Annotated in this window: 12 protein-coding genes; 3 read left to right on the top strand and 9 right to left on the bottom strand. The window is 69.8% G+C overall.

Annotated elements, in window-relative coordinates:
• Positions 1–7: 7 nt before the first annotated feature.
• From ACIO52_RS24305 to ACIO52_RS24295, 3 genes are all read right to left on the bottom strand, one after another.
• Complete coding sequence (locus ACIO52_RS24305; RefSeq protein WP_218717733.1) at positions 8–340, bottom strand: hypothetical protein; 333 nt, start codon at positions 338–340, stop codon at positions 8–10.
• Positions 341–438: 98 nt separating this feature from the next.
• Positions 439–747 carry a DUF6802 family protein gene (locus ACIO52_RS24300; RefSeq protein WP_218717732.1) on the bottom strand — a complete coding sequence of 103 codons (309 nt, stop codon included), beginning with the start codon at positions 745–747 and terminating at the stop codon, positions 439–441.
• Between the two features lie 94 nt (positions 748–841).
• A complete protein-coding gene (locus tag ACIO52_RS24295; RefSeq protein ID WP_218717731.1) occupies positions 842–1,033 on the bottom strand; it encodes a PspC domain-containing protein in 192 nt (63 codons plus the stop codon).
• Positions 1,034–1,179: 146 nt separating this feature from the next.
• Between ACIO52_RS24295 and ACIO52_RS24290 the strand changes: the two genes are divergently transcribed.
• A complete protein-coding gene (locus tag ACIO52_RS24290; protein ID WP_402647018.1) occupies positions 1,180–2,820 on the top strand; it encodes an ABC-F family ATP-binding cassette domain-containing protein in 1,641 nt (546 codons plus the stop codon).
• An 8-nt stretch (positions 2,821–2,828) separates the two neighbouring features.
• Positions 2,829–3,260, top strand: coding sequence for a hypothetical protein (locus tag ACIO52_RS24285; RefSeq protein WP_218717729.1), 432 nt, complete (start codon positions 2,829–2,831; stop codon positions 3,258–3,260).
• Here the strand turns inward: ACIO52_RS24285 and ACIO52_RS24280 are convergent, their stop codons facing one another.
• The 6 genes from ACIO52_RS24280 to ACIO52_RS24255 form a co-directional block, all read right to left on the bottom strand.
• Entirely contained in the window at positions 3,261–3,632 is a 372-nt protein-coding gene (locus ACIO52_RS24280) for a hypothetical protein (protein ID WP_218717728.1), read from the bottom strand.
• A gap of 131 nt (positions 3,633–3,763) precedes the next feature.
• On the bottom strand, positions 3,764–5,101 hold the full coding sequence (glmM, locus tag ACIO52_RS24275) for a phosphoglucosamine mutase (protein WP_218717727.1): 1,338 nt from the start codon (positions 5,099–5,101) through the stop codon (positions 3,764–3,766).
• Between the two features lie 164 nt (positions 5,102–5,265).
• On the bottom strand, positions 5,266–5,781 hold the full coding sequence (gene rpsI, locus ACIO52_RS24270; RefSeq protein WP_308248438.1) for a 30S ribosomal protein S9: 516 nt from the start codon (positions 5,779–5,781) through the stop codon (positions 5,266–5,268).
• Entirely contained in the window at positions 5,778–6,221 is a 444-nt protein-coding gene (gene rplM / locus ACIO52_RS24265; RefSeq protein ID WP_022567307.1) for a 50S ribosomal protein L13, read from the bottom strand. The genes rpsI and rplM overlap by 4 nt, the downstream gene beginning before the upstream one ends.
• Before the next feature lie 177 nt (positions 6,222–6,398).
• Positions 6,399–7,733, bottom strand: coding sequence for a hypothetical protein (locus ACIO52_RS24260; RefSeq protein WP_316573579.1), 1,335 nt, complete (start codon positions 7,731–7,733; stop codon positions 6,399–6,401).
• 151 nt (positions 7,734–7,884) lie between these two features.
• Positions 7,885–10,407 (bottom strand): FHA domain-containing protein, encoded by a 2,523-nt coding sequence (locus ACIO52_RS24255; protein WP_402647011.1) that lies wholly within the window; start codon positions 10,405–10,407, stop codon positions 7,885–7,887.
• 107 nt (positions 10,408–10,514) lie between these two features.
• Here ACIO52_RS24255 and ACIO52_RS24250 point away from each other — a divergent pair, with 107 nt between their 5' ends.
• Positions 10,515–11,960: a metallopeptidase gene (locus ACIO52_RS24250; protein WP_218717725.1), complete on the top strand. Its 1,446-nt coding sequence runs from the start codon at positions 10,515–10,517 to the stop codon at positions 11,958–11,960.
• Positions 11,961–12,274 lie beyond the last annotated feature (314 nt).

Genomic DNA, 12,274 nt, shown 5'->3' with positions numbered 1-12,274 from the left:
AGCACGCTCATTGCCCGGCGGCCTGAGCGGCGATCTTCTTCTGGTCCTGGGCGTTGGAGTTGTCGACCCCGACCAGTTCGATGGTCGCGGTACCGATCGCTCCCGCGGTGTAGTCGGTGGCGGTGGTCCATCGGTTCAGCCAGCCGCTGATTCGATCGAACCCGGTGGCGATCTTCTGACCGCGGTCGGCATAGGCACGCCCTGCCTCTACACCGGACCCCCACGCATTGATATTCGTCGCGGCTTTGCGCAACTCACCGACAGTGGTCTTCAGATCATCGACCGATTGCCTGACCGCGGCCTGATTCACCACGATCCCGTTCGAGACGGTTGTGCTCATCCCCCACCTCCACGGTGCCGACTGCGCCACGGCGGCGCACTACCTATTTCGACGCGCGAACCGGCCCACCGGTTCCCTCACCGGCGGGCCGAGTTCACTCACTTCCCCAGGTTCCCCTGGTCGGTCCTGCGCCACTCCGATGTCCCGTCGGGATGTCGGTGGTACTCCCACGCCGCGTAATCCCCATCCGCCTCGACCACCGTCACGTGATCGGCGAAACCGTCGTGGTCGTAGTCGGACCAGATGGTGGTGTCGTGGGGGGTGGCGTCGGTCAGGGAGTCGACTACTCCGTCACCGTCCAGGTCTTGGGACGGGGTGTGGAGCTCGACCGGGCCGAGGCCGCCCAGGGGGGAATGGGCGTCGATGTCGGGTAGGCCGAGGCCGGGGATGTCGCCCGAGGTGACCATGGGACTCCTCCTCAAACGGAAAACTCGCGGATGACGGCGCGGCGGGGTTGCCACCATCCTGTCATCCGCGAGCGGTTGCCGGAGCGGTCGGGCCTTACTTCTTGGGCATGATCAGCCACAGGACCAGGTAGAGGAGGAACTGGGGGCCGGGCAGCAGGCAGGAGACGACGAAGACCAGACGGACGACGTTGGCGTTCCAGCCGAAGTACTCGGCGATGCCACCGCAGACGCCTGCGATCCATGTGTCGCTGGTCGAACGGGTGAAGCGGCGGGCGGGGGCAGTCATTGTGTGTTGCCTTCCTCGGGAAGTGGTGATGACTCCACTGTGCCGAGCCGGGACCCCGGCCCGCATCGGTCGGCAGACCCATCCGCACCCTGATTTCCGGCGGGCCCGATCTCAGGGTCCGACCCCGAGGCGGGCAGACTTAGGCGGTGAGCACGACATTGCAAGCCACCGGTCTGTCCGCCGGCCACGCCGAGCGGACGCTCTTCGCCGACCTCGATTTCACCCTCGCGCCCGGCGATGTGATCGGGCTGGTCGGGGTCAACGGCGCGGGCAAGTCGACGCTGCTGCGGATGCTGGCCGACGGGGTGGCCGGCGAGGGCAGCATCACGCTCAGCCCGCCGGACGCGACGGTCGGGTATCTGACGCAGGAGCCGGAGCGGATCGAGGGCGAGACGGTCCTCGAGTTCCTGGCCCGCCGGACCGGGGTCGCGCACGCGCAGCAGGTGATGGACGCCGCGGCGGAACGGCTCGGTGACGGCGGGGACGACGACTATTCGCCCGCTCTCGAGCACTGGCTGGCACTCGGCGGCGCGGATCTGGACCAGCGCGCCGAGGAGGTGGCCGCCGATCTCGGGCTCACCCACGGACTGGTCAGCGGCCTGGATACCCCGATGACGGGACTGTCCGGCGGTCAGGCCGCCCGCGCGGGGCTGGCTTCGGTGTTGTTGTCGCGCTTCGACATTCTGCTGCTCGACGAGCCGACCAACGATCTGGACCTCGACGGCCTGGACCGGCTGGAGCGCTTCGTCACAGGTGTCCGGGTGCCCTTGATGGTGATCAGCCATGATCGGGAGTTCTTGGCGCGCACCGTGAATCGGGTGTTGGAGCTGGATCTGGCCCAGCAGCAGGTCGGGCTCTACGACGGCGGGTACGAGGCGTACCTGGCCGAGCGGGAGATCGCCCGCAAACACGCCCGCGAGGCCTACGACGAATTCGCCGACACCAAGGCTGGTTTGGAGGCGCGGGCGCAGATGCAGCGCAACTGGCTCGAGCACGGCGTGCGCAATGCGCGGCGCAAGGGCAAGAACGACTCGGACAAGATGGGCCGCAAGACCCGCGCCGAGTCCACCGAGAAGCAGGCCGCCAAGGCCCGGCAGACCCAGCGCCGGATCGAGCGGCTGGACGTGGTCGAGGAGCCGCGCAAGGAGTGGGAGCTGCGGATGGAGATCGCGACCGCGCCCCGCAGCGGCGCGGTGGTGGCGACCGCGGCGAACGCCGTCGTGCGGCGCGGCGATTTCGTCCTCGGGCCGATCACCACACAGATCGACTGGGCCGACCGGATCGTGCTGACCGGCGCCAACGGTTCGGGCAAGTCCACCCTGCTCGGTTTGCTGCTGGGTAAGATCGCGCCCGATTCCGGTTCGGCCGCACTGGGTTCCGGTGTGCTGATCGGCGAGGTCGATCAGGCTCGCGGGCTGTTCCGCGGACCCGACGCCCTGGCCGACACCTTCAGCGCCGTGATGCCCGAGTGGCCCGATGCCGACGTGCGCACGCTGCTGGCGAAATTCGGCCTGCGCGGTCCACACGTGACCAGGGCCTGTGACACCCTGTCGCCCGGCGAGCGCACCCGCGCCGCGCTGGCGCTGCTGCAGGCGCGCGGGGTGAACCTGCTGGTCCTGGACGAGCCGACCAACCACCTCGACCTGCCCGCCATCGAACAGCTCGAGCAGGCCGTCGAATCCTTCACCGGCACGCTGATTCTGGTGACGCATGATCGCCGGATGCTGGATTCTGTTCGTGCGACCCGCCGTTGGCACATGACGAGCGGGTCGCTCACCGAGGGTTAGGACGTGCCATGGACATCGCACTGGGGATCGACACCCGCGTCACGCTGCTCGTCACCGGGCTGATCTTCCTGAGCGCCTTGCTGCTCGGGGTGTGGAAGTACCACGGCATCCGTACCTCGGCCGCGGGCGCGGCGCACGTCTACGTCGACATCGCGCATCGCGCGGCGCTGCTGTATTCCTTCGCAGGCGTGCTGCTCGCGGTGTTCACCGAGCTCAGCGCGTGGCCGACGGTGGTCAACCTGAGTGCGGACCTGGTGATTCTCGCGTTCTTCGCCGGTGCGATCGCCAGTTACGCGCTGCACGGGTGGCGGCGCGACACGACCAATCAGTTCGCCGGGCGGATCCCCGCCGAACTGCGGCTGTCGATGTACGGGCTGATGGTGGGCGAGATCGTCGGGTTCCTGGTGCTGTTCAGCGGATTCGCCGTCGGCCAGTTCTGATCAGAACGACTGCACCACGGCCGCTTCCGCGGCACCGAACAGGTCGATGTCGGACCCGAGTTTCGCGCCGATCAGTCCGGCGAGACCGGTCACGAACAGAATCGCCACGACGACGATGAACGACCGGGAGCGCGGCACCCGTGGCACGGGGAAGGAATACCCGCGCGACGGTTCGCCGACCGGCTCGTAGTGCTCGACCGGCTGACCGTAGCCCTCGTCGCGGATCGGGACGGTGTGCGAATACCCCTGCGGCACATCCCGGCACCCCGGCCGGCCGCACGCGCCACCGCAGCGGTGGTAGGGATCGGGCTCGCCGTAGTCGACCGGGTAGCGGTCCTCGTCGCGGTAGTTCCGGGCAGACAGCGGCGGCATGAATCGGCCCCCTTCGAATCGTGCTGCGCGCCAAACTATCCGGTGCGCCGAGCAGCACACGCGCCACCGGCACACAGGTCCTACGGCGTATGCCGATAGTAGATGGGCCGGGCGCGACCCGCCAGGTGGAGTCAGACTGCCGCGACCCGTTTGGCCAGATCGTCGGCGAGCTGACGCGCCTGCGCCGGGTCGGTGGCCTCGACCATCACCCGCACCAGCTGCTCGGTTCCGCTGGGCCGCAACAGCACCCGGCCGGACTCGCCGAGAATCCGCTCGGCCTCGGCGACCGCGTCCCGCACCTCGGGAGCGGCGGCGACCGCGGCCTTGTCGCTGACCGGCACGTTCACCAGCACCTGCGGCACGGTGCTCATCACCGCGGCCAGCTCGCTCAGCGGACGCCCGGTCTGGGCCATCCGCGCCATCAGCCGCAGGCCGGTGAGCACGCCGTCACCGGTGGTGCCGTAGCGCGGGAACACGACGTGCCCGGACTGCTCGCCACCGAGGCTGAACCCGCCGCGACGCAGCTCTTCGAGCACGTAGCGGTCACCGACGGCGGCCGTGAGCACGGTGATCCCGGCGGCGCGCATGGCGATGTGCAGGCCGAGGTTGCTCATCACGGTCGCGACCAGGGTGTCGGCGACGAGCTCGCCCGACTCCCGCATCGCCAGCGCCAGCACGGCCATGATCGCGTCACCGTCGACGATCTCGCCCGCGGCGTCCACCGCCAGGCACCGGTCGGCGTCGCCGTCGAGGGCGATGCCCAGGTCGGCGCCGTGGGCGAGGACGGCGGCGCGAACCGCGTCCAGGTGGGTCGAGCCGCAGCCGTCGTTGATGTTGAGGCCGTCGGGTTCGGCGTTGATCGCGATCACCGTCGCGCCCGCCTCCCGGTACACCTGCGGCGCCACCTCCGAGGCCGCGCCGTGCGCGCAGTCGACGACGACGGTCAGGCCGGACAGGTCCTGGCCGGTGGACTCGAGCAGGTGCTCGACATAGCGTTCGTGGGTGCCCTCGACGGTGTAGTCGCCGCGCACGCGGCCGATGCCCGCACCGGTCGGACGCACCGTGACCCCCTCGGTGATCAGCGCTTCGATCCGCTGTTCCACGGCGTCGTCGAGCTTGTGCCCGCCCGCCGCGAAGATCTTGATGCCGTTGTCGGGCATGGGATTGTGCGAGGCGGAGATCATCACGCCGAAGCACGCGTCGTAGAGGCCGGTCAGGTACGCCACGGCCGGGGTGGGCAGCACGCCCACCGAGAGGACATCGACACCGACGGAGGTCAGGCCCGCGGTCACCGCGGCCTCGAGCATCTCGCCGCTGGCCCGCGGATCCCGGCCGAGCACCGCGACCGCGCGCTTCTTGCCGCGCGAGAGCACCTGCGCGGCCGCACCCGCGACGCGCATCGCCAGTTCCGGGCTCAGTGACTCGTTGGCGAGCCCGCGAACACCGTCTGTGCCGAACAGCCGTCCCATAAAACCCTCTACTGGTAGTAGGTCCCCGAATACAGCACGAGAGCAGGCGACCAGCCGTGCTGGAAGCCTGCTCTCGCACACGTGCTCCACCGACCGAGCCCCTCCCCGCTCTCGCGGGCAGCATACCTAGCGTATGCGCGGGACGGTGGCCGGCAGTGCGTAAATCAGCGCTTCGAGTACTGAGGCGCCTTACGGGCCTTCTTCAGACCGTACTTCTTACGCTCGGTGGCACGCGGGTCACGAGTCAGGAAGCCGGCACGCTTGAGCGCGGGGCGATCCTCGGGGGTGACCTCGATCAGCGCGCGGGCGATGGCCAGACGCAGAGCGCCTGCCTGACCCGACGGGCCGCCACCGACCAGGCGAGCGAAGATGTCGAAGCTCTCGACACGCTCGACGGTGACCAGCGGGGACTTCACGAGCTGCTGGTGCACCTTGTTCGGGAAGTAGTCCTCGATGGTGCGGCCGTTGAGCACGAAGTTGCCCGAGCCGGGAACCAGGCGCACGCGAACGACGGCTTCCTTACGGCGGCCGACGGTCTGCACCGGGCGATCGATCACGATCGGGGCGTAGGTGGCCTCTTCGACGTACTCGGCTTCGTAGCCTTCGCCGTCTTCGACAACCTCGACCACGGTCTCGTCGACCACGTCGTACTCTTCGTTGAACTCTTCAGGAGCGGTCACTGGGCCACCTGCTTGATCTCGAACGGAACCGGCTGCTGCGCGGCGTGGGGGTGGTTCGGGCCTGCGTAGACCTTCAGCTTGCCCGCGATCGCGTTACCCAGCTTGTTCTTCGGGATCATGCCCTTGACGGCCTTCTCCACGAGACGATCGGGACGGGTCGCCAACACCTCGCCGACAGTGCGCGACTTGAGGCCGCCCGGGTGTCCGCTGTGGTGGTGGATGAGCTTGTCCTGCTTCTTGTTGCCGGAGATGGCAACCTTGTCCGCGTTGATGATGATGACGAAGTCGCCACCATCGACGTGCGGGGCGTAGGTCGGCTTGCCCTTGCCGCGCAGCAGGCCAGCGGCCTGCACGGCAAGACGGCCGAGGACTACGTCAGTGGCGTCGATGACGTACCACTTACGGGTCACGTCACCCGCCTTGGGGCTGTACGTAGGCACAGTCGTTCCCTGTCTGTCGTCGGTGTTGCCGGCCACGGGTGTGGTTCGAGAGCGTCCCGGCGGCCGGTGGAGACCCGGGACTTCGAGGAGACGCCGATCCGCGAACGGTTCGGCGTTCCACACGCCAGCGAGCCACGATACCAGCTACGCATCACGCCACCACAATCGGGCGAGCGGCTAGATCACCACCGGCGGGCCGGGGTCGGTCGCGCCCGCGGGCCCGGGGATCAGGTAGCGCAGCGTATCGATGCCCGGGGTGACGCAGGCGTTGTCCTCGATCAGGCCGCCGCCGCGCGCGCTCGCGATGCCCTCCGGCGGGACCGTGTTCGCGTACGGGGTGAACGCGCAGGTCACCCGCTCCCCCTCGGCCGCGACCGCGGGACCGGCGGCATTCGCGTGCAGGCCCGTCGCCGCCAGTGCGACCATGCCGAGCACCGCCGGTGCCCCGAAGAAGCCCTTCTTCACCTTGCCCATCAGCTTGCCGCGGCGATCGTCGTCGTCGGGCTCGGCCAGCGCGTGCCGCGGCGATCCGCTCGCCTGCGCGGGCGGTCCGGCGACGATGCCCGCGGGGCTCGGCGGCTGACCGGTCTGCGGCGCCGGGGCGCCCCAGCCGACCTGCGCGGCGTACCCCTGGCCGGGGTGCTGCGTCTCGGGATAATCGTCTTCGTCCAGGTCCGGCTCGGTGACCAGCAGATGCGCGGCACCGAGAACCAGCGCGTGCATCGGGTGATCGGCCACGTGCAGGCGCTGGCCGAGGTGGTTCTGGAAGGCCAGCCGCAGCGCGTCGTTGAAGCAGACATTGCCCGCCAGCAGCACCGTCGAGGTGTCGGCGCCGATCGAGCGGGCCGCCGCCATCGCCTCGATCACCACATTGTCGGCCGAGCGGGCATCGCGCAGCGCCTCCGCGGTCACCGCGACCTCGACCGATTCGGTCGGCTGCTCGTCGTCGCCGTGCACCGCGACGACCAGCAGCGTGCGGCCGTCGGAGTACACGCCGGTCGCGCCGATGCCGTGCCGGTGCCGCTCGCTGGGCGGCGAGACCAGCCCGAGCGCGCGCACGTAGCCCGACAGCGCGACGCTCTCCGGCAGCGGCTCGACCACCACGTCGAGTTGCTCGACGAGCGCGGCGTAGGTGTCGACCTTCTCCTCGGGCCAGCTGTCCGGATACGGCAGCGCGACCAGCTGCGGCTTGCCGCGCAGGTACTTGCCGACCGCGGCCAGCGGGTTGTAGAGCCGGGCCCGGAACACCAGCTCGGCGGGCCAGGTGGCGCCGGCGATGACGATCTGCGGGTGCCCGAGGATGTCGCGCACGTCGGCGATCGCCATGCCGAGATCCGGTCGCTGCCGGTCGACACCTGCGGTGTGCAGCCTGCCCGCGGCGTCGGCGAGCAGATAGGCGGGTGGGGTGTAGGTGCCCTCCACCTGAACCGGGCGGATCGGAGTCTCACCGCCGCCCGCGGCAACGGACACCACATCCCACCCCAGATGCAGGGCCCCAACTCGAACGGTCACAGGCTCAAGTGTGCCCGGTCGGCGGGCGACACGCGCAGCATGCCCGCCGATATGGCCCTGACCTTGCGATCCCCGCTCATGCGGTGCCCGCTCAGGCATGCTCGGGCGCCCTCCGTGGTGACGCGAGCTGCCGCCTCCGGGCGCTGACCGCTCATGCCTGCGACTTCTTCAGGCGTAGCCGGCTCCAGGTGATGGCCGCCAGAATCGAGGTGATCACGATCAACAGCACGATGTCGAGGATCCAGATCCCCGGCTTGTGTTCCCAGAGCGGATCCTCCTGCGCACCGATGACCAGCTCGCGCAGGTCGACGGTCGCCGCGCCCGCGGCGTAACCCCAGCGCGACGGGAACAGGTACGACACCTGCTCGAGGCCGACCCGGTCGGTCACCGGGATCAGGCCGCCCGCCATCACCAGCTGCACCATGATCATCACCACGAGCATCGGCATGACCTGCTCGTTGGACTTGGCCAGGCTCGACATCAGCAGACCGAACACCACACAGCAGACCGCGGTCATCGCGATGTCGAAGTACAGCTCGACGCTGCCGTTCGGGATCAGCGCGCCCTCCGGCGGCGCCTTCTTGCCGAGGAAGGTGATGCCGACCAGCACCGCCGACTGCAGGAACGCGGTCACGCTGAACACCACGATCTTGGCCATCAGATACGCCGACGGCAGCAGGCCGACCGCGCGCTCGCGATAGAAGATCGACCGCTCACCGACCAGGTCGCGCACGGTCAGCGTGGCGCCCATGAAGCACGCGCCGAGGATCAGCACGACCAGCAGCTGCTGCGCCTCGCCACCGCTGGATCGCGCGAACGATCCGTCCGGCTGGGCGATCAGCGGCCCCTCGGTGAAGCCGTCGCTACCGGGCACCACCAGCGACAACGCGCCGAGGATGAACGGCAGCACCACCAGGAAGATCAGATAGCCCCGGTCGGCGAAGATCAATCGCAACTGCCTGCGCGCCAGCGTGCTGAACTGGCGCATCCCGCTCGACTGCGGTGGCGCGCCCGCGTTGCCGCGGTTCAGCGGCGCGGGTGGCGGCGGCGGTGGCACGTAGGCCTGCCTGGAGCGATAGGCCGCGAAGGCCTGGTCCGGGTTGGCCGCGACCTTGGCGAAGATCTCGGCCCAGTCGGTCGTGCCGAGCGCGGCGCCGACGCCACCGGGGTGCCCGGCGAAGGCGGTCTTTCCGCCCGGCGCGAGCAGCACCACCTGGTCGCACATGTCCAGGCAGGCGACCGAGTGGGTCACCACGATCACCACGCGACCGGCGTCGGCCAGTTCGCGCAGCATCTGCATGACCTGCCGGTCCAGCGCCGGGTCCAGGCCCGAGGTCGGCTCGTCGAGGATCAGCAGCGACGGACCGGTCAGCAGCTCCATCGCCACCGACGCGCGCTTGCGCTGACCGCCGGAGAGCCGGTCGACGCGGGTGTCGGCGTGCTGGGTGAGCGAGAGCTCCTGCAGGACGCCGTCGATCACCTGCTGGCGGTCGGCCTTGGTGGTATCGGGCGGCAGCCGCAGTTCGGCGGCGAAGCCGAGGGCCTGGCGGACGGTGAGCTGACGGTGCAACACGTCGTCCTGCGGGACCATGCCGATACGGGAGCGCAGCGCCTCGTACTCGGCGTGCAGGTTGCGGCCCTCGAAGGTGACCACACCGCCGGAGGGCTGGGTGCTGCCCGCGATCAGCTTCGACAGCGTCGACTTGCCCGCGCCCGAGGGGCCGATCAGCGCGGTCAGCGTGCCACGACCGGCCTGCATGTTGACGTCGACGAGCAGTTGCTTGTTGCCCTCGACGGTGAAACCGACCCCGTGCACCGTCAGGCCGAGCTCGGCGACCGGCTTCTGCCGATGCGCCAGCGCGCCCTGGGTGACGACGAAGTCGATATTGCCGATGGTGACGATGTCGCGCTCGCGCAGCACCGTGCGCTGCTGACGGTGACCGTTGACGAAGGTGCCGTTGGCCGACCCGAGGTCCTCGATGACCAGGCCCTCGTTCGAGGACACCAGGCGCGCGTGCTTGCGCGAGGCCAGCGGATCGTTGACGACGATCTGATTGTCGGAGGTTCGGCCGATGCTCAGGCCGCCGGGCGGAATGCGATCGCCGCGCGCCACCGGCTCGGTGGAGGCCGACTTGCGCACCGGCGGCAGCATCGAGGAGTCGGCGCGGCGGGTCATGTTGATGTTGTCCTGCGGCGCCATCGGCTGGGACGGCAGCTGCGAGGTCGGCACGTACTGCGGCTGCTGCGGCGCCGGTCTGGACGGCGGTTGGTAGGGCTGCTGCTGCGGGCGTTGCGGCGGACGTTGCTGTTGCTGCGGCTGGGACGGCGGTGCGAGCATCGTCGCGGCATGCCGCGACGACGGCGCCGCGGGCACCAGATGCAGCAACGGCCCACTGATAGCGTCCCCCAGACGCACCTGTGTGGGCCGATCGATCGACACAGGCTGACTCAGCCTGCGCGCGTCGACGAAAACGCCATTGGTGCTGCCGTTGTCGGCGAGCACCCACGCGCCGTTCTGGAAACGCAGAGTGGCGTGCACGCGCGAGACCAGCGGACTGTCCACGAACAGCGTCACTTCGGGCGCCCGGCCCATGGTGATCTGCTGGCTCGCTTCGAAGACTCGTTCGGTTCCATCATGGCGCACGGTGATGGTCTGCGCCCCCGGTGAAGACATGGAGCGGATACTATGCCATCGCCCGGACATCGGCGGTGCCCCCGAGACGGCTTCAGTCCCGATCCGGCGATCGACCTGCACAAGTATCCGGCCGACCAGGGGGACTGATGCCGAAACCCCAAGTGCTCATTGCGATCACCGCCGTGCTATGCGCGTTGCTGAGTGCGGGCTGCACGCGGGCGATCGACGGCCACGGGGTCTCGATCTACGACGACCCGTTCCAGGTGGCCGGGCTGCCGACCACCGGCGGCCCGAACGGCCCGCGGCCGAACGTGCCGGATTCGGCGCTGACCGCGTCCAACGGCGACGGCGGCGAGGTCGACGCGCTGGCACTCAACGCGATCGACGACATCCAGTCGTATTGGAAGGACGCCTTCGGCGTCGAGTTCCGCGGCGAGACCTTCGAGCCGGTCGAGAAGCTGGTGTCCTGGAACGCCAGGGCCTCGCGCAACCAGGCGATCGAATTCTGCAAGGAGACCACCTACCACCTGGTCAACGCCGCCTACTGCCGCAGCGACAACTCCATCGGCTGGGACCGCGCGATGCTGCTGCCCACCATGAGCGAGACCTTCGGGAAGATGTCGGTGGTCATGGTGCTGGCCCACGAGTACGGCCACGCCATCCAGACCATGGCCAAGCTGGTCACCAAGAAGACCCCGGTCCTGGTCAAGGAACAGCAGGCCGACTGCTTCGCCGGCGCGTTCATGCGCCACGTCGCCGAGGGCAAGTCCAAGCACTTCACGATCAACACCTCCGACGGCCTGAATTCCGTCCTGGCCGCGACGGTTTCGATCCGCGACTCCGACCCCGACGACCCCGAGAGCGTGCACGGCTCGGCCTTCGAGCGTGTCACCGCGGTGCAGATCGGCTTCACCGACGGCCCGCGCGGCTGCAAGGGCATCGACGACGAGGAGATCGACCAGCGCCGCGGCAACCTGCCGCAGAGCTTCTCCGGCGACCAGGGCCGCGGCGAGTACCCGATCTCCAAGGAGAACCTGGTCGAGCTGAGCAAGGCGCTGCAGTCGATCCTGCCGGTCGAGGACGTTCCGACCTACGAATACTCCGGCGCCAGGATCGACTGCAAGGACGGCACCGCTACCGAACCGGTCACCTACTGCCCGGCCAGGAACGTCATCGCCACCGACGTGCCCGCGCTGGCGCAGCGCGGCTCGGTCGACACCGACGACGACGGCCCGCTCCCGGTCAAGGTCAGCGGCGACTACAACGGCTATGTCGTGTTCATCTCCCGCTACACCCTCGCCGTGCAGCGCAGTCACGGCCAGGCGCTGACGGGCGCGAAGACCGGTCTGCGCGCGGCCTGCCTGTCCGGTGTCGTCACCGGCAAGCTGGCCCAGCCCGGCCGCCCGGTCAGCCAGGGCGATATCCAGCTCTCGGCCGGCGACCTCGACGAGGCCGTCTCGGGCCTGCTCACCGACGGCCTGGCCGCCAGCGACACCGAGGGCAACACCGTCCCCAGCGGCTTCTCCCGCGTCGACGCCTTCCGGGCGGGCGTGCTCAACGGCGAGACCACCTGCTTGTCGCGGTACAGCTGAAGTGTTGGAGCGCTGGCGCGCTCGAGGTCGCGGCCCCTCCAGTCCCGGGGGGGGGGGGGGGGGGGGGGGGGGGGGGGGGGGGGGGGGCCCCCCCCCCCCCCCCCCGGGGGGGGCCCCCCCCCGCCCGGGGGGGGGGCGCCCCCCCCCCGCGGGGGGGGGGGGGGGGGGGGGGGGGGGGGGGGCGCGGGGCGGGGGGGGGGGGGGCGCGGGGGGGGCGGGGGGGGGGGGGGGGGGGCCGGCCCCCCCCCCCCCGGGCCGGTTCAGTTCCCGTGCGCGCCGTCGGCCAGCAATCGCCGCAGCTCCTTGCGGCTGGT

It is taken from the genome of Nocardia sp. NPDC087230 (genome assembly GCF_044744725.1).
Classification (GTDB): domain Bacteria; phylum Actinomycetota; class Actinomycetes; order Mycobacteriales; family Mycobacteriaceae; genus Nocardia; species Nocardia canadensis.
The sequence above is the reverse complement of the archived record's forward strand: the minus strand, read 5'-3'. Positions and strand labels throughout refer to the sequence as shown.

Coding starts and splice junctions, on each gene's coding strand:
- ACIO52_RS24280 (WP_218717728.1), bottom strand. CDS start 3,632: ATGCCGCCGCTGTCTGCCCGGAACTACCGCGACGAGGACCGCTACCCG.
- glmM (WP_218717727.1), bottom strand. CDS start 5,101: ATGGGACGGCTGTTCGGCACAGACGGTGTTCGCGGGCTCGCCAACGAG.
- ACIO52_RS24295 (WP_218717731.1), bottom strand. CDS start 1,033: ATGACTGCCCCCGCCCGCCGCTTCACCCGTTCGACCAGCGACACATGG.
- ACIO52_RS24250 (WP_218717725.1), top strand. CDS start 10,515: ATGCCGAAACCCCAAGTGCTCATTGCGATCACCGCCGTGCTATGCGCG.
- ACIO52_RS24255 (WP_402647011.1), bottom strand. CDS start 10,407: ATGTCTTCACCGGGGGCGCAGACCATCACCGTGCGCCATGATGGAACC.
- ACIO52_RS24285 (WP_218717729.1), top strand. CDS start 2,829: ATGGACATCGCACTGGGGATCGACACCCGCGTCACGCTGCTCGTCACC.
- ACIO52_RS24305 (WP_218717733.1), bottom strand. CDS start 340: ATGAGCACAACCGTCTCGAACGGGATCGTGGTGAATCAGGCCGCGGTC.
- ACIO52_RS24300 (WP_218717732.1), bottom strand. CDS start 747: ATGGTCACCTCGGGCGACATCCCCGGCCTCGGCCTACCCGACATCGAC.